Origin of the sequence: Bacillus sp. MYb209 (assembly GCF_002975175.1) — a bacterium.
Classification (GTDB): Bacteria; Bacillota; Bacilli; order Bacillales; family Bacillaceae_G; genus Bacillus_A.
Map to the genome: position 1 here is coordinate 186,953 of NZ_PCNZ01000005.1, position 17,658 is coordinate 204,610.

The 17,658-nt window shown below is 38.6% G+C and carries 21 protein-coding genes and 1 tRNA gene; 8 read left to right on the forward strand and 14 right to left on the reverse strand.

Features of this window, described 5'->3' with window-relative positions; genetic code table 11:
• Positions 1-9 precede the first annotated feature (9 nt).
• The 8 genes from gpmI to CQZ94_RS12220 all read right to left on the reverse strand — a co-directional run bounded on the left by gpmI (position 10) and on the right by CQZ94_RS12220 (position 7,739).
• Entirely contained in the window at positions 10-1,539 is a 1,530-nt protein-coding gene (gene gpmI / locus CQZ94_RS12185) for a 2,3-bisphosphoglycerate-independent phosphoglycerate mutase (protein WP_105585594.1), read from the reverse strand.
• Entirely contained in the window at positions 1,536-2,291 is a 756-nt protein-coding gene (tpiA, locus tag CQZ94_RS12190) for a triose-phosphate isomerase (RefSeq protein ID WP_105585595.1), read from the reverse strand. Before tpiA ends, gpmI begins: the two co-directional genes overlap by 4 nt.
• A gap of 32 nt (positions 2,292-2,323) precedes the next feature.
• Entirely contained in the window at positions 2,324-3,508 is a 1,185-nt protein-coding gene (locus tag CQZ94_RS12195; RefSeq protein ID WP_002112800.1) for a phosphoglycerate kinase, read from the reverse strand.
• A gap of 139 nt (positions 3,509-3,647) precedes the next feature.
• Positions 3,648-4,652, reverse strand: coding sequence for a type I glyceraldehyde-3-phosphate dehydrogenase (gene gap, locus CQZ94_RS12200; RefSeq protein ID WP_070145443.1), 1,005 nt, complete (start codon positions 4,650-4,652; stop codon positions 3,648-3,650).
• A 26-nt stretch (positions 4,653-4,678) separates the two neighbouring features.
• Positions 4,679-5,707: a gapA transcriptional regulator CggR gene (cggR, locus tag CQZ94_RS12205; protein WP_002144912.1), complete on the reverse strand. Its 1,029-nt coding sequence runs from the start codon at positions 5,705-5,707 to the stop codon at positions 4,679-4,681.
• 135 nt (positions 5,708-5,842) lie between these two features.
• Complete coding sequence (locus CQZ94_RS12210; RefSeq protein ID WP_105585596.1) at positions 5,843-6,088, reverse strand: glutaredoxin family protein; 246 nt, start codon at positions 6,086-6,088, stop codon at positions 5,843-5,845.
• A gap of 9 nt (positions 6,089-6,097) precedes the next feature.
• A complete protein-coding gene (rpoN, locus tag CQZ94_RS12215; protein ID WP_105585597.1) occupies positions 6,098-7,405 on the reverse strand; it encodes an RNA polymerase factor sigma-54 in 1,308 nt (435 codons plus the stop codon).
• A 258-nt stretch (positions 7,406-7,663) separates the two neighbouring features.
• Positions 7,664-7,739, reverse strand: a tRNA-Arg gene (locus CQZ94_RS12220).
• A 203-nt stretch (positions 7,740-7,942) separates the two neighbouring features.
• Here CQZ94_RS12220 and CQZ94_RS12225 point away from each other — a divergent pair.
• The 8 genes from CQZ94_RS12225 (at position 7,943) to clpP (ending at position 12,543) form a co-directional block, all read left to right on the forward strand.
• Complete coding sequence (locus tag CQZ94_RS12225) at positions 7,943-8,149, forward strand: DUF1657 domain-containing protein (protein ID WP_000216167.1); 207 nt, start codon at positions 7,943-7,945, stop codon at positions 8,147-8,149.
• A gap of 107 nt (positions 8,150-8,256) precedes the next feature.
• A complete protein-coding gene (locus CQZ94_RS12230; RefSeq protein WP_105585598.1) occupies positions 8,257-8,745 on the forward strand; it encodes a YhcN/YlaJ family sporulation lipoprotein in 489 nt (162 codons plus the stop codon).
• A gap of 28 nt (positions 8,746-8,773) precedes the next feature.
• Positions 8,774-9,250, forward strand: coding sequence for a stage V sporulation protein AC (gene spoVAC / locus CQZ94_RS12235; RefSeq protein WP_002034730.1), 477 nt, complete (start codon positions 8,774-8,776; stop codon positions 9,248-9,250).
• A complete protein-coding gene (gene spoVAD, locus CQZ94_RS12240) occupies positions 9,251-10,267 on the forward strand; it encodes a stage V sporulation protein AD (RefSeq protein WP_105585599.1) in 1,017 nt (338 codons plus the stop codon).
• The gene (spoVAE, locus tag CQZ94_RS12245; protein ID WP_000575919.1) at positions 10,264-10,614 is read left to right on the forward strand and encodes a stage V sporulation protein AE; all 351 of its coding nucleotides are present in this window, start codon (positions 10,264-10,266) and stop codon (positions 10,612-10,614) included. Before spoVAD ends, spoVAE begins: the two co-directional genes overlap by 4 nt.
• Positions 10,615-10,625: 11 nt before the next feature.
• Positions 10,626-10,832 carry a DUF1657 domain-containing protein gene (locus CQZ94_RS12250; protein WP_000215909.1) on the forward strand — a complete coding sequence of 69 codons (207 nt, stop codon included), beginning with the start codon at positions 10,626-10,628 and terminating at the stop codon, positions 10,830-10,832.
• Between the two features lie 20 nt (positions 10,833-10,852).
• Entirely contained in the window at positions 10,853-11,722 is an 870-nt protein-coding gene (locus CQZ94_RS12255) for a DUF421 domain-containing protein (protein ID WP_105585600.1), read from the forward strand.
• Between the two features lie 239 nt (positions 11,723-11,961).
• Positions 11,962-12,543 (forward strand): ATP-dependent Clp endopeptidase proteolytic subunit ClpP, encoded by a 582-nt coding sequence (gene clpP / locus CQZ94_RS12260; protein WP_002159906.1) that lies wholly within the window; start codon positions 11,962-11,964, stop codon positions 12,541-12,543.
• Positions 12,544-12,925: 382 nt separating this feature from the next.
• Here clpP and CQZ94_RS12265 read toward each other — a convergent pair whose 3' ends face one another.
• From CQZ94_RS12265 to CQZ94_RS12290, 6 genes are all read right to left on the reverse strand, one after another.
• On the reverse strand, positions 12,926-13,174 hold the full coding sequence (locus CQZ94_RS12265; protein ID WP_105585601.1) for an HPr family phosphocarrier protein: 249 nt from the start codon (positions 13,172-13,174) through the stop codon (positions 12,926-12,928).
• Between the two features lie 23 nt (positions 13,175-13,197).
• Complete coding sequence (gene whiA, locus CQZ94_RS12270) at positions 13,198-14,148, reverse strand: DNA-binding protein WhiA (protein WP_002016082.1); 951 nt, start codon at positions 14,146-14,148, stop codon at positions 13,198-13,200.
• An 88-nt stretch (positions 14,149-14,236) separates the two neighbouring features.
• Entirely contained in the window at positions 14,237-15,190 is a 954-nt protein-coding gene (locus tag CQZ94_RS12275; protein ID WP_105585602.1) for a gluconeogenesis factor YvcK family protein, read from the reverse strand.
• Between the two features lie 3 nt (positions 15,191-15,193).
• Complete coding sequence (gene rapZ, locus CQZ94_RS12280; RefSeq protein WP_002016084.1) at positions 15,194-16,075, reverse strand: RNase adapter RapZ; 882 nt, start codon at positions 16,073-16,075, stop codon at positions 15,194-15,196.
• Between the two features lie 20 nt (positions 16,076-16,095).
• Complete coding sequence (locus CQZ94_RS12285) at positions 16,096-16,554, reverse strand: NUDIX hydrolase (RefSeq protein ID WP_002124062.1); 459 nt, start codon at positions 16,552-16,554, stop codon at positions 16,096-16,098.
• Between the two features lie 215 nt (positions 16,555-16,769).
• Entirely contained in the window at positions 16,770-17,576 is an 807-nt protein-coding gene (locus CQZ94_RS12290; protein WP_002124059.1) for a DUF368 domain-containing protein, read from the reverse strand.
• Positions 17,577-17,658 lie beyond the last annotated feature (82 nt).

Consider the following 17,658-nt stretch of genomic DNA (forward strand, 5'->3'; position numbering starts at 1 on the left):
ATAAGCAAATTATTTAATAATTGTTTTACCTGTCATTTCTTTCGGTTGTTCCACATTTAAAAGTGTAAGCATTGTTGGTGCGATATCTCCTAAAATACCACCTTCACGAAGCTCTACATCATTTTTTGTAACGATGAAAGGAACCGGGTTAGTTGTATGAGCTGTCATTGGTCCACCATCAGCAGTTAACTCCTGATCAGCATTACCATGGTCAGCAGTAATAAGTGCTACACCATCTTTTGCAAGAATCGCTTCTACAACTTTTCCTAAACATTCGTCAGTTGCTTCTACTGCTTTAATTGTTGGTTCCATCATCCCAGAATGGCCAACCATATCACAGTTTGCAAAGTTAAGAATGATAACATCATGTTTATCATTTTCGATTTCATTTACTAAAGCGTCCGTTACTTCATAAATGCTCATTTCAGGTTTCAAGTCATACGTTGCAACCTTCGGTGAGTTAATTAAAATACGCTCTTCTCCTGGGAATTCAGCCTCACGACCACCGCTAAAGAAGAATGTAACGTGCGGATACTTTTCAGTTTCCGCGATGCGAAGTTGCTTTAATCCCGCTTGCGCAACAACTTCACCTAATGTGTTATCAAGGTTCATTGGCTTGAATGCCACGTAACCATCTACAGTTTCACTGAAATGTGTCATACAAACGAATTCAGGAATGTGAGGTACTTTTTCACCACGATCGAACTCACGGAAGTCTTCGTTTGTAAATACACGAGCAATTTGAATTGCACGGTCTGGACGGAAGTTATAGAAGATAACTGCATCATCATTATTGATTGTTGCAACTGGCGTGTCATCTTCGTTAACAATTACAGACGGCAATACGAATTCATCATATATACCATTTGCATAAGAGTCTTCTACACACTCTTCTGCTGATTTATAAGTAGGGCCTTCACCATTCACCATAGCACGGTAACATTTTTCTACGCGATCCCAACGCTTGTCACGGTCCATGGAGTAATAACGACCAGAGATAGTCGCGAATTGTCCTACTCCTGTTTCTTTAATTACTTCATTTGTTGCATCGATATAACCTTTTGCTGTTTGTGGTCCAACATCGCGGCCATCTAAGAATGCATGGATATATACTTTCTCCACGCCTTCTTTTGCTGCTAAGCGAAGAAGAGCAAACATATGGTTCATATGACTGTGCACACCACCATCAGAAAGTAAACCGAATAAATGAAGAGCAGTACCTTTTTCTTTCACGCTTTTAATTGCATTTCGGAAAGTTTCGTTCTGATCGAACTCACCTTCACGAATTGCAACGTTTACGCGTGTTAAGCTTTGATATACTACGCGGCCAGCACCGATATTTAAATGACCAACCTCAGAGTTACCCATTTGACCTGCTGGAAGACCTACTTCCTCACCACAAGCTGTAAGCGTTGTGTGAGGGAATTTGTTCCAGTAACCATCAAAATTAGGTTTCTTAGCTTGTGCTACAGCATTCCCGTAAGTTTCTTCACGTAGTCCGAAACCATCAAGAATGATTAAAGCTGTTGGCTTTCTCATTTTACCGCCCCCAGAAGACCTAAGAACGAAGCAGGCTCTAAGCTAGCACCGCCAACTAAAGCGCCGTCGATGTCAGATTGTGCCATATACTCTTTAATGTTTTCTGGTTTTACGCTACCGCCGTATTGAATACGAACAGCTTCTGCAGCTTCTGGAGAAACAGCTTCTGCAACAACTTTACGGATGTGCGCACATACTTCATTTGCATCTGCAGAAGAAGAAGATTTACCTGTACCGATAGCCCAGATTGGCTCATAAGCGATAATAGTTACTTTAACTTGCTCTTCTGTTAAACCTGCAAGTGCTTTTGTCACTTGACCTGCTACTAGATCAAATGTTTTTCCGCTTTCGCGCTCTTCTAAAGTCTCACCACAACAAACGATTGGTGTTAAACCATGTTCAAATGCTGCTAGAGTCTTTTTGTTTACTGATTCGTCTGTTTCAGCAAACATTTCACGACGCTCAGAGTGGCCAAGTACTACGTAGCCTACTTTTAAGTCGCTAAGTGCTACTGGGCTAATTTCACCAGTGAACGCACCATTTTTTTCGAAGTGCATGTTTTGTGCACCTACTTGTAAGTCAGTTCCTTCAGCCTTTGCTACAAGACGCTCTAGGAATAGAGCTGGAGAGCAAACTACTGCATCAACAGCTGAAGCTGCTGGGATTTGACCTTTAACTTCCTCTACGAAGCTAACTGCTTCAGATAGAGTTTTATTCATTTTCCAGTTACCTGCGATAATTGGTTTACGCATGCTTTGCACCGTCCTTTTTCTTTGGCTGCTACTTATTTGTCGTTAAGACAAACTACACCTGGAAGCTCTTTGCCTTCCATGAATTCTAATGACGCACCGCCGCCAGTAGAAATGTGGCTCATTTTATCAGCCATACCGAATTTTTCAACAGCTGCTGCAGAGTCACCACCGCCGATAACAGAGTATGTATCTTCTGCATCTGCTAATGCTTGCCCTACTGCTTTTGTACCTTCTGCGAATGGAGTCATTTCGAATACACCCATTGGTCCATTCCATACAACAAGCTTAGAGTTTTTAATTACATCTGCATAAATTTCACGTGTTTTAGGACCGATGTCCACGCCTTCCCATGTAGAAGGGATAGAGTCGATACCAACGATTTGAGTTGTTGCAGTTTCAGAGAATTCCTCTGTGATGACAACATCAACTGGCATATAGAAGTTTACGCCTTTTTCTTTTGCAAGTTGCATAAATTCTTTAGCTAGTTCAATTTTGTCGTTTTCACATAGAGATAGACCAATCTCATGACCTAAAGCTTTAACGAATGTGTAAGCAAGTCCGCCACCGATGATTAAGTTATCTACTTTGTCTAATAGATGACGAATTACACCGATTTTATCTTTTACTTTCGCACCACCGATGATAGCTGTGAATGGACGTTCTGGGTTAGAAAGTGCTTTACCTAATACATCTAACTCTTTTTCCATTAATAAACCAGATACTGCTGGTAGGTAGTCTGCGATTCCTGCTGTAGAAGCGTGAGCACGGTGAGCTGCACCGAATGCATCGTTTACGAAGATATCAGCAAGAGCTGCAAATTCTTTCGCAAGTTCTGCATCGTTCTTTTCTTCGCCCGCATAGAAACGTACGTTTTCAAGAACTACTACGTCGCCTTCGTTCATTGCTGCAACCATTTCTTGTGCAACTGGTCCGAATGCTTCGTCCGCTTTTTTAACATCTTTACCAAGAAGCTCGCCTAAACGTGCTGCTACTGGAGTAAGACGTAATTCTTCTACTGCTTGACCTTTTGGACGGCCTAAATGACTTGCTAAAATTACTTTCGCACCTTGCTCTACTAAATATTGAATTGTAGGAAGAGCTGCACGGATACGAGTTTCATCTGTAATTTTGCCTTCTTTCATAGGTACGTTGAAATCAACGCGGCAAAATACGCGCTTACCTTTTAAATCTACGTCACGAATTGATTTTTTGTTCATTGGATTTCCCTCCGACTACTAGTTAGGATTGACAAAACCCATTCAAAAGCTTAACACATTTGCTTCTAAAACGAAAGAAGAGAGAGAGGGAACAAACCCTCTCCCTCGTTTTGTCATTGATTGCTTATATACTTAAGAATTAAAGACCTTTAGAAGTCATGTATGCAGCTAGGTCTACTACGCGGTTAGAGTAACCAGTTTCGTTATCGTACCAAGAAAGTACTTTAACCATGTTACCTTCCATTACCATTGTAGATAATGCATCGATTGTAGAAGAAGCTGTACATCCGTTATAGTCGATAGATACTAATGGCTCTTCGCTGTATCCAAGGATACCTTTTAATTCGCCTTCAGAAGCTGCTTTGAATGCTGCGTTTACATCTTCAACTGTTACTTCTTTGTCAAGTTCAACAACTAAGTCAACAAGAGAAACGTTAGCAGTTGGAACACGTACAGCGCCGCCGTTTAATTTACCTTTAAGTTCTGGTAATACTAATGCTACAGCTTTAGCAGCACCAGTAGATGTTGGGATCATGTTTTCAGCTGCTGCACGAGCACGACGTAAATCTTTGTGTGGTAAGTCTAAGATTTGTTGGTCGTTAGTGTAAGAGTGAATTGTTGTCATCATTCCGCGTTTTACGCCGAATTTTTCGTTTAATACTTTAGCGAATGGAGCTAGACAGTTTGTAGTACAAGAAGCATTAGATACTACGTTGTGGTTAGCTGCATCGTATTCTTCGTGGTTAACACCCATAACTACAGTGATATCTTCGTCAGAAGCTGGAGCTGAGATGATAACTTTCTTAACTGATCCACCTAAGTGTTTCTCAGCGTCTGATTTTTTAGTGAAACGGCCAGTAGATTCTACTACTACTTCTACTCCGTAGTCGCTCCATGGTAATTGAGCTGGGTCACGCTCAGCGATAACTTTAATTTCTTTACCGTTAACAACGATGCTGTTTTCGTTAGCAGATACTTCTGCATTTAAAGTTCCGTGAACTGTATCATATTTTAAAAGGTGAGCTAATGTTTTAGCATCTGTTAAGTCGTTGATTGCTACTACTTCTACCTCAGAGTTGTTAAGAGCTGCGCGGAATACGTTACGTCCGATACGTCCAAATCCATTAATACCAATTTTAGTCATTTAAATTTCCTCCTTGGGGGATTATATTAAAGGGTAATACCCTTTGTTAATTGTTTTGCTGCACCTTCATCTGTAATTAGAATTGAAGTGTGCCCTTGCTTTATTACAGCCTGTATTGCTTTTGCTTTTGAAGAACCTCCAGCGACTGCGACAACGTGAGATACATGTTGTAAATCTTCAAGTTGCATACCAACTGTTCTTACTTTATGAACAACATTTCCTTGTTCATTAAAGTAGTAACCGAAAGCTTCGCCAACTGCTTCGCTTGCCTGAATCTTTAACCAATCTGCTTCTGAAGTATTTCTGCGACGTGCCATTGTTAACGCATCACCAATTCCATGAATGACGATATTGGAAGATCGAATCAACTCAAGAACTTCTTTCACGGAGGGCTCTATTACAATAGACGCATATGCTTCGCTACTAACGTGATCTGGAACATACAATAAGCGATAATTACTCATCGTATTTTGTGCCATTTTGGCGCAAATGGTATTGGCTTCTAACTCGACACCTTCTCCAATTCCACCACGTGCTGGGACAAATAGCATATGTAAATCTTTGCAATCAAGTTGCATCATGTCCGCAGCAGCAGCTAGCGTAGTTCCTCCAGCCACAGCAACGATATTATTCACTGTCAGACGGTCTTTTATACAAGTCACACAAGCACGGCCCATCTCCAGTTTGACCCAAGGTGATTCATCACTATCACCAGGGACAACGAAAACTTCATCCAAGTCTAATGTTTCCTTAAGTTGTTTTTCTAAAACCTTTAACCCGGAAATTTCTTTCATAAAGTCTTCCAAAGCAAGAACTAAAGCTGTTCCTTCTTCTGTCAAAGTCATTCCAGAAGAAGCGACGTGAACTAAGTTTTGTTCTTTCAAAACTTGAACTTCACTTCGCAATACTCGTTCTGTCATACCGAGACTTGCAGATAAGTTTCTTCTTCCAATCGGCTGCATAAGCCTAATGTACTGAAGCACTTGCATTCTCGTTTGCATAACAGGTAGCAGATCAGGTAATAATTTTTTTGTGTTCTGAATCCATGAGCGCATATCTTTTCTCCTCACTACATCGGTTCATTTTCCTCCGTGGTCACTTTATGTCCCATAGTGACATTTTGTGTCCCACTTTGGTTAAAAAAATAATCCCTGCTACGTGTATTATTGTAACAGGAGATAGAAACTTATTCAACTCTTAACTGCATTGTTTATATAGTTTATTATGACACCTTTGTGAATGTTACCATATTCTACTTGTCTTCCGCCTATTTCTACAACAGGAATCATTAGATGGTATTTCTCTAAAAGTTCATTATCTTCATATATATCTATTTCCTCAATTTGAAAAGAATATTCATATTGTACTTCCTTTAAAACTTGTTTCGCCTTTTCGCAAAGACCACAATCTTTTTTTGTATATAGTACAACTTTCATCTTCTTCACCTATCCAATTGTTTTTCTTAGAGACGAAGCAGGAATATGCATTTGTTCTCTATATTTCGCAACCGTTCTGCGAGAAATAACGATTTCATGCTCTTCTTCTAATAATTTTGAAATCTTTTGATCCGAAAGTGGCTTTTTCTTATTTTCCGCTCCAACAAGCGTTTGAATGAATTGTTTCACACGCTTTGTAGAAACCGCCTCATCTTCCGTCGTAGAAATAGCATTACTAAAGAACGATTTCATCTCAAATAAACCGTGCGGCGTTTGCACATATTTATTACGCGTTGCACGACTAATTGTAGACTCATGCACACCTAACTCTTCCGCCACCTCTTTTAAAGCAAGTGGTTTTAAATACTCTGGACCTTCCCAGAAGAAATCATGCTGTTTTTCCATAATAATATTCATCACTTGCAGAAGTGTTTGTTTTCTCTGTTTCAAACTGCGCATAATCCATTGCACATGCTGATACTTCTCCGATACGTAAGAAGCCACTTCACTTTCACTATTATTTAGTAACGCACTATACTCAGAGTGAATTTCAATTCTCGGCATATTTCTCTCATTCATCTGTAAAACGAGATGATCGCCATTTTTTTTCACCGCCATATCAGGCACGATATAAAGTGGTTTATCAGAAGAAAATGCAAGACCTGGTTTCGGCTGTAATGATGTAATACAGTTCACCGCATCCTGTAATTCCTCGTTGGTACACTTCATAGCGTGAACAAGCTTTCGCCAATCTTTCTTAACGAAATAATTAAAATGATCATCTATAATTTCTTCCGCTAACCCATTCCTTCTTTGTAAGCGCTTCAATTGGATTGATAGACATTCCTGAATATTACGCGCACCTACCCCTGCTGGCTCTAACGATTGAACAAGCTCTACAGAACGGTCCACTACATCGATCGGCGCAGAAAGAAGCTCTGATAGCTCTTCATTTGTTTCTTGTAAATAGCCATTTCCATCCATGTTCATAATAATGAAAGAAGCTGTTTTTCGCTCTTCTTCATCTATTTTATAATACTGGAGTTGATTTAATAAATGTTGCTGAATCGTTATCGAATCTACACTGTAGATTTCCATTTGATTGTCGACTTGTTTGCTGGTACTTTTACTTGTGTTAGAGCTCTTTTTCTTCTCCCTCTCAAAACCACCTAACTCAATAAGGGGATTCTCTAACGATTGCTCATACAAAAACTCCGATAATTCTTGTACATTATACTGGAGCATTGTAATCGCTTGCCTTAACTCTTGTGTCATTGCCAAACGTAAGCTTTGTTCTTGTAAAAGACTTGCCTTCAAACTAATCTCCCCCTTGTTTCTATTGTACAATAAGTTTGGTAAAAGGAGAATCCTAACGCAGACACCCATTCCAAAATATTATTAATTTATATGTATTAATGAGATTTACATCTTACAACCGAAATTTGAATAATATTGAAAGAAAATAATGAACCTAATTTATTATCACCACATACTAATAGTAAATCCTATAACTAGATATAACAAGAGGGAAATAAAAAAGCCCTAACCTACAAAACGTAAGTTAGGACTTTTTGACGCGCCCAGAGGGATTCGAACCCCCGGCAGACGTGGTACCGGAAACCACCGCTCTATCCGACTGAGCTATGGGCGCATGATTATAAAACAGACTTCATTTTCTTCTCATAATAATAGCAATAAAATCCATCTAAATCAATAAAAATATCCCCTTAATCCTTTACACACCTTAGCTAGAAGCATATAAATACATTTCTCTCCTAAATTTTCCAATCATAAGTTCACCCCAAATCACAAATTATAATCTTTGAATTGACATTCCAAAGGGGGCTTCATTCAATGACTGTAATTACAAAACTAAAGCAAACTGTTTCTGGATTAAAAAGTGCACAAGCTAGCTTAGAGGGATTCGCTCTTGATACGGATAACCAACAAGCAAAGCAACTTTTCCAAACAGCTGCGCAGCAAACGCAAACGATTATTGATTCTTTAAACCCACGTGTTGAAGAAGTCCAACAAGAAGAACCACAATACACACAGCAATAACCAAAAGTGCCATTTCATCTAATGGTACACAATTTGAGAAAAAGGATGATATGCAATCATCCTTTTTCTATCAAATTACATAATGCAATAGAAATGGAATGATTATAATGCGAAAACTCGGAATCATAGCCGCGTTATTTGTGCTCCTATTCGGTTCACTTACCGGATGTGATAATAGCCCATTAGATAAAAAGGTAAAGAAAGAAGACGCAAAACGAACGAAAGAAGAAAAGGGCCCCAAGTTAACAAAAATGAGTACAGAATCCTTTAATCAATCTATATCGCAAGAAGCTAAGAAAAAAGCTCTCGCTACGGAGGGAATTATAGAAGCTACCGCAGTTAATACAAATTTAGATCTTTACATAGCCGTCAAACCTGAACATCACGAAAGATTTGGTTTAAAACCGTTACGAAGCAAATTAAAAAAGAAGCTAAGTGATGAAAACCCTACTTTCGATATTCGTGTAAGTACAGACAAAAAGATCTTTATGCTCATAGAAGAACTTGAAAACAAAATTAAGAAAAAGAAAGTAAGTAAGGATGGCATAAAAAAACAATTGAAACTCATCCAATCAGAAATGGGATCTAATATTTAAGCTTTCTAAAAGAGAAGGAAGGATTGAAATGTCTAGTAAAGATAAAAATTTAACACCTGTACAACAAGAATATAAAAAATTCGAACAACAGCGCGAACCGAAGCGCCCCGTTTTAAAAAATTGTATAAAAGCTTTTTTCGTCGGGGGATTAATTTGTCTAATAGGCCAACTGATTTCCACCTTTTATATTACTTATTTCGATTTCACTGAAAGATCTGCTGGAAATCCTACAGTTGCAACTCTTATTTTTATTTCTATGCTACTGACGGGATTTGGCGTCTACGATCGCCTTGGGCAATTCGCCGGCGCTGGTACTGCGGTGCCTGTTACGGGATTTGGCAACTCCGTTATCGCTGCATGTATTGAACACCGTACAGAAGGGTTTGTTCTCGGCGTTGGGGGTAACATGTTTAAACTAGCAGGATCAGTTATTTTGTTTGGCGTATTTTCAGCTTTCGTCATCGCTCTTATTAAAACCATTCTCTTTCAATGGGGAGGGCTGTAAATGTTACAAGGACACCGAACATGGGTATTCGAAAACAAACCAGTTATAATCTCAACAGGTGTAGTCGGTGGCCCCTTTGAGGCAAAGGGAAAAATCCCTGAAGACTTCGATACCCTTCATGAAGATTTATGGCTCGGACAAGATTCCTATGAAAAAGCACATAAAATTTTGTTTGAAGAAGCTTGTAGCCGTGCTACAGAAAAAGCGAAACTTCGAAAAGATGATATTCAATTCGTTCTCGCTGGAGATTTAATTAACCAGATTACACCTACTAGCTTTGCTTGCCGCACACTTGGTACACCTTATCTCGGTTTATTCGGTGCTTGTTCTACCTCTATGGAAGGCTTAGCACTTGGCGCAAGTATTGTAAATGCAAAAGGTGCAAAATATTTATTAACTGGTGCATCAAGCCATAACGCTGCCGTGGAAAAACAATTCCGTTATCCAACTGAATATGGTGGTCAAAAACCCCCTACTGCCCAGTGGACAGTGACCGGTGCAGGCGCAGCTATTTTAAGTGATACAGGACATGGCCCAAGAGTAACTTCCGCCACAATTGGGCGCATTGTTGATATGGGGTTAACAGATCCATTTAATATGGGGGGCGCGATGGCTCCTGCTGCTGTCGATACAATTGAAGCTCATTTAAGAGAAAGAAATCTTGATGCATCTCACTACGATTTAATCGTAACAGGCGACCTCGGACACGTTGGACGCGAAATTGCTTATGACTTACTACATAAACATGGGACAAAAGTAACAAGTGAACAATTTCAAGATTGTGGACTACTCATTTATAGAGAAGGTCAACCTGTAATAGCCGGCGGAAGTGGCCCAGGCTGTTCAGCAACAGTCGTGTACGGACATTTATTAAATAGAATGAAAAAAGGAGAATTCAAAAAGATACTAGTTGTTGCGACAGGTGCTTTACTATCTCCCATTACATTCCAACAAGAAGAAACAATTCCATGTATCGCTCATGCTGTATCGATCGAATTTGGAGGTGCAACACAATGATTTTTTTCTGGGCTTTCGTCATTGGCGGACTTATATGTGTAATTGGTCAACTTATGTTTGATGTCGGTAAACTTACTCCTGCCCATACGATGGCAACACTCGTTGTTGCTGGAGCTATATTAGACGGATTCAATTTGTATGAACCACTAATTGATTTCGCTGGGGCCGGGGCAACAGTACCAATTACAAGTTTCGGAAACGCCCTCGTTCACGGTGCGATGGAAGAAGCTGCAAAACATGGAATCGTCGGCGTAATTACTGGTATGTTTAAAGTAACGAGCGCAGGTGTATCAGCAGCGATTATTTTCGGCTTCATTGGAGCATTACTATTTAAACCGAAAGGATAAGAGGTGTTTGCATGACTGTTATCGCTAGCGTAAAAACTTGCCTTGCCAGTGTAAGAGGGGCTCAAGCAAGTTTAAGCTCCCTTTCATTAAATTCACAGGATGAAGAATCAAAACGCGTATTTCATGAATGTATGTTAGAAATGGACAGCGTCATCGCTGATTTAAAGGATAGAATTTCAGTATTAGAACGTGAAGAACCTCAATATAAAGGGTTTTAAGTAGACTGGAGGAAATGACTATGTCTCACCTGCCCGAATGGACACTCGTTATTCTTCGCTCTGTATTCATATTAATCATTTTATTCGCTATTACGAAATGGTTAGGGAAAAGACAAATCTCTCAGCTCTCCTTTTTTGAATACATAGCCGGAATGACAATCGGTGACATCGCTGCCCAAGTATCTACAGGGCTCGATTCAAAATTTTTCCACGGCGTCTTTGCGATACTCATTTTCGCTGTGGTACCTTTTTTCACAGGAATCCTCTCCTTAAAGAACAAAACAGCTCGGGACTTCTTTGAAGGGAAATCTACCGTATTAATAAAAGATGGAAAAATACTCGAAGATAACTTAAAGAAAGAAAAATATACAAGTGACGAATTACTTGAACTACTCCGAGGAAAAGATGCGTTCAGCGTAGCTGATGTTGAATTTGCAGTACTAGAACCGAGTGGAGAATTAAATGTATTATTAAAGAAAGATCGCCAACCACTTACAGCAAAAGATATCAGCTTAAAAGTGCCAAACGAAAAAGAACCACAAACTGTTATTATGGATGGAAATGTACTAGATGAACCTCTTTCAGCAAGTGGACATAACCGCGCTTGGTTACATTCTGAATTAGAAAAACTCGGCGTTGTCATTGAAAATGTATTTCTCGGTCAAGTTGACTCATACGGACAACTTACTATCGACATTTATAATGACAAACTTCAAATGCCTTCTCCTCAAAACAAACCTTTACTATTGGCATCTTTAAAAAAATGCCATGCTGATCTTGAATTATTCTCTTTAGAAACGAAATCACAATCAGCGAGTGATATGTATAGTAAAAACGCGAAACAAGTTGAAAAAATTTTAAATAAAGTAACCTATCTTTTAAAAGAATAAATACCGAAAGAACGCTTCAGTAAAAAGGCGTTCTTTTGCCTTTTCTACACCTTTAATCACGTTTAAATTTATGTAATTCGGTTATGATGTTGAAGATACATAAGCAGGGAATTTAAAAAACATAGCGAATAAATCATGATACAACTACATATTTTTTTGATTTAAAGTGGTTTCGTTTGACCTTTATTGACCATAATTGTATTATAAACTAAGAAAGCTTTCAAAGGAGGAAATAACAGATGAATTTAATTCCTACAGTAATTGAACAAACAAATCGTGGAGAACGCGCTTACGATATTTACTCTCGACTATTAAAGGACCGCATCATTATGCTTGGTAGCGCAATTGATGACAACGTAGCAAACTCAATCGTTTCCCAGCTTTTATTCTTGGAATCTCAAGATCCAGAAAAAGATATTCACATCTATATCAACAGTCCTGGTGGTTCTATCACAGCTGGTATGGCAATTTACGATACAATGCAGTTTATTAAACCACAAGTATCAACAATCTGTATCGGTATGGCTGCATCTATGGGTGCATTCTTACTTGCAGCAGGTGAAAAAGGAAAACGTTTCGCTCTTCCTAACAGTGAAGTAATGATTCACCAACCACTTGGTGGTGCACAAGGTCAAGCGACTGAAATCGAAATCGCTGCAAAACGCATCCTATTCTTACGTGAAAAATTAAACCAAATTCTTGCTGACCGCACAGGTCAACCACTTGAAGTTCTACAACGCGACACAGACCGCGACAACTTCATGACAGCAGAAAGAGCTCTAGAATACGGCTTAATCGATAAGATTTTCACAAGCCGTTAATTAATTAAAAGCGGAGGCGGCTCGTTCAGCTCTGACTGGCTAAGGTTCTTTCGCATAGAAGGCGCTTTTTGCCTTCTTATGCGGAAAGTTCTTAGACACGAAGAGCTAGCCACTGGAGCTAGATATACTTAAAAGTGAAAGCACCCTGTGTAACAGGGTGCTTTTTTATTATGCACCCGGGCAGTATATACCCCATCTAGTATCCCTCCAAATATATCAGCGATTTTTCAATTATATCGACGTTTCGACACAACATATCGATTTATCGACAATTCCCGACAAGCGCGAACCATCCACATACCCCCACTTATTGTTAGCCCCCACCAATCAGGCTGCCCGCAAATAGCAAACTAAAAAGCTATCGCACATTCGCGATAGCCTTTTATTGTACATATGCAGCTAATGCTTCCAAAGCCTCTTCTGCATCTGAACCTTCTGTTGTGATTGTAATCATGCTACCAGTTCCGATCGCTAAGCTCATAATCCCCATTATGCTCTTTGCATTAACTGTCTTTCCATCTTTCTCAATGAAAATATCAGAATGAAAGCGATTTGCCTCTTGTACAAACAACGCAGCCGGACGTGCTTGTAAGCCGTTTTTTAATGAAACTTTAACCCGTTTTTGAACCACAGCTCCATTTCCCCTTTAACCTCTTATTTTTTTGCTACCGTTTCCCCCGCGCGTAATTTCTCTGCAATTTCATCGATTTTACGCAAACGATGATTAATACCCGATTTACTAATTTTCCCCCCGGATACCATCTCACCTAACTCTTTCAATGTTACATCTTGATAATCTCTTCGTAACTGTGCAATTTCTCTTAATTTATCTGGCAAAATATCAAGCCCAACCGTCTCATCAATATAGCGGATGTTCTCAATTTGCCTTAGCGCTGCACCAATTGTTTTATTTAAATTAGCTGTTTCGCAGTTAACTAAACGATTTACTGAATTACGCATATCGCGAACAATTCGAATATCTTCAAATCTTAAAAGTGCATTATGAGCACCTATAATATTTAAAAACTCTGTAATTTTCTCAGCTTCTTTCAAATACGTAATGTACCCTTTTCTTCTTTCCAACGTCTTACTATTTAAATCAAATCCGTTCATCAGTTCACATATAGAATCATTATGTTCCTTATATAACGAAAAGATCTCTAAATGATAAGATGATGTTTCTGGGTTATTTACTGAACCACCTGCTAAAAATGCACCGCGTAAATACGATCGTTTACAACATTTCTTCTCGATTAATTCCTGCGATATATTTCGAATAAACGAAAAGTCATCTCGAACAATGTGAAGATCTGCTAATATTTCGCGAGACTTCTCAACAAGCCGCACGATATATACATTATTTTTCTTCAATCGCATTTTTTTACGAACAAGTAATTCTACCGTCACATCATATCCTTTTTTCAAAAGCGTATAAATCCTTCTTGCAATTGCTGCATTTTCCGTTTGAATATCGATAGATAGGCGACGGTTTGAAAAAGAAAGCGATCCGTTCATTCGAAGCAACGCCGATAATTCTGATTTCTCACAGCATTCCTTCATTTCAAGGTTGGTCAACTCTTTCTTTGTTTCTGATGCAAATGACACAGTCAACACCTCCTTATACTATTACTTTGGAACAAAAATCTTGTCCTATATGAATGAGGAGCGTTACCTCAAACGAGGCAACGCACATTTATAACAATGAATATAAAATAGAAGCTAACTTTAATGTATCATGTCTTACAACACGATCATCATATTTCGCTAATCGATCTTGAATGATTTCAATATTATGTTCAGCAAAACGATCTGTATCCAGTGCAACTGGTTCCGACATTTCTTCCTCATATAACTTACGTAATTCACGAGGAATATCACGATTATTTACAATCGCAGTGTCGATAAATGGTTTACCTAAATGATCATGTAACGCCTGCACATGATCAAACGCAGTATAACCCTTCGTTTCGCCCGCTTGCGTCATAACATTACATACATATACCTTCTTCGCTTTTGCAGCAAGAACAGCGTCTCCAATTTTGTTAACAACTAAATTCGGTAATATACTTGTGTACAGACTTCCTGGACCGAAAACAAGCAAATCAGCTCGTTTAATTTCCGTCAACGTTTCACATAACGGTTCTACATCTTCTGGAGTTAAAAAGACACGATTAATCTTCTTCCCGAAATAAGGAATCTTTGATTCACCTGTTACAATTTCTCCATCTTCTAATTCTGCATGAAGTACCGCACTTTGATTCGCTGCTGGTAATACACGTCCTCTGACATTTAATACTTTACTCGTTTCCGTAATCGCGTGGTAAAAGTCTCCTGTAATCGAAGTCATACCTGCCAATAGTAAATTTCCTAACGCATGCCCTTTCAGTCCGTCTCCAGTTGTAAAACGGTGCTGAAATAAAGCTTCCACTAATGGTTCTACATCCGATAACGCAACAAGTACGTTACGAATATCACCTGGAGGTGGAATTTCTAACTCATCACGTAGTCTACCTGAACTGCCTCCATCGTCGGCTACTGTTACAACTGCTGTAATATCAACAGGATATTGTTTTAATCCTCTTAATAAAACAGAAAGTCCAGTTCCACCCCCCATGATAACAATTTTAGGTTTTCTCTCTTTTTTCATCCCTTAATGGCCCTTTCTCTTCTCCACATCACGATGAGATACATGAACGCTATACTCTGGTTTCAAATGTTTCCCAAGGTACTCTGTAAGCGTAACAGAACGATGTTGCCCACCTGTACATCCAATCGCAATTACAAGTTGACTCTTGCCTTCTCTTTTATAATGAGGCAGCATGAAAGTGATAAGATCCGTCAATTTCTCTAAAAACTTATGTGTTTCATTAAATTTCAACACATACGACGAAACTTCTTCATCCAGTCCTGTTAATGGCTTCATATGTGGAATATAATATGGATTTGGTAAAAAACGAACATCAAATACTAAATCAGCATCAATTGGAATTCCGTACTTAAATCCAAATGACATAACATTTACACGAAATGCTTGCTCAGTTTCTGTTGAGAATAAGTGAACAATTTTCTCTCGTAATTCTTTCGGTTTCAAATCAGACGTATCAAGCACAATATTCGCTCGCGCCTTCATATCAGTTAATAGACCACGCTCAGCTTCAATTCCCTTTAACGGCAAGCCAGTTGGCGCAAGTGGATGCGAACGTCTCGTTTCTTTATAGCGAGTTACAAGTGTGCTATCTTTCGCATCTAAAAATAAAATATGAGGAATAATCCATGTACGTTCTGATAAATCATCAAGTGCTCCCCATAAATATTCAAAAAACTCTCGGCCACGTAAATCAATACCGAGTGCTACTTTATTCATTTTACCCTTTGAATCCGCCATAAGTTCAATAAACTTCGGCAATAACATCGGTGGTAAATTATCTACACAAAAATATCCTAAATCTTCAAAACTTTGTAATGCTACCGTTTTTCCAGCTCCAGACATCCCTGTAATAATTACCATTTTTATATCATTATTCTCTGTCATCGTATCCTCTCCTTGCAGGTTTAACTCGGATCTAATCGATATGAAAGCAACTCAAAATCTGGGGTATATACAAATGTACCGTAGATTATACCATTTCCTTTAATTAAATAATCAATAATGTGATAATCTCCTGGTGCCATTGCTAAATCATCAATTTTATCAAATGTATGCCAACCAATGATGCCTTCTTCGCTCTCTAATTTGTTTTCTCCTGCAAAATCTGTTGCTAAAAAGGAGAACATCATCCATTCAGAAACAACTTTATCACCTTCTTGGATGACAAAGGTGAAGACCCCTTTTAACGCTGGGTTCTTTAAATAAATACCTGTTTCCTCACGATACTCGCGAACAACGGTATCTCTTACTGTCTCACCACGCTCCATTTTCCCGCCCGGTGCAACCCACCAATTTCGGCGAGGTTTTTGGAGTAAGAGTACTTCATTATCTCTAATTAACACACAGTTTGTCACTCTTTGCATGTTTCTTCACCTCAGCTACTTGCAGCAAAATTTCTCACTGCATACTCATTTCATTATACTATCAAAAACAGTTTGCTACAACGAAGGTACCAGTCCCCTTTCGCTAAGCAATTGTAAAAATTCTTTCTATAACAATCAATCAAAATACCTTACTTCCCATGAACATTACATAAAAATCCCCTTAACGATTTTTATCGTTAAGGGGATTAAAACACTTATTTCTTACCGAAATAAGTAACAATCGCAAATCCTAAAATAAAAGTAATAATTGAACTTACAATTGAAATTCCACCAGTCGGAATGCCTGGGAACACAATGACAATCGACCCGATAACGAGCCCAATAATTGCCGCAAATGTCATACTTTTATAACGATCTAACAAATAACTAATTCCTTTACTACTTACAACAAATCCGGCCATCACACCGGCACCGATAACCACGATTAACGGTAAATTGAGTGTAGTTAAAGCGTTAATTGCTGTTGGATACACACCAATAATTAATAAAATAAACGATCCACTAATTCCAGGAAGAAGCATAGCCATACTAGCCATCCATCCTGCGAAAAACAAACCAATTGCATTTAAAATTGTTAACGTCGTAATTGGATCAGCTGCCTTATCTGGTTTAAAGAATGCTGTTATTGCAACAAGAATTGCTGCAATTATTAACAGGACAATATGACTACCTTTAAACGTTGCCTTTGCATCAGCTTCTCTCATTAACATCGGTAATATACTAATAATTAAACCGAGGAAGAAAAATTGAGTCGGTTCATAATGATTTGCTAATAAATATTTAATAACGTGACTTAACGTTAGAAAAGCTGCCGCTACACCAGCTGCAAGTGGTATTAAAAATGCTAAATGTTTTTTCCATTCACGACTAAAGAATCCGCTAATTGCTGCGAGCAATTGTTCATAAATCCCTAACACAACAGCGATTGTTCCGCCGCTCACACCAGGAATTAAATCACTAACGCCCATACAAAATCCACGATATATATTACGCCATTCCATACTGAATAAATTCCTCATTTCTTATAGTGATTTTTTCCGTAAATTCTAGTATAACAATAAGAATCATTATATTCTTAATTAT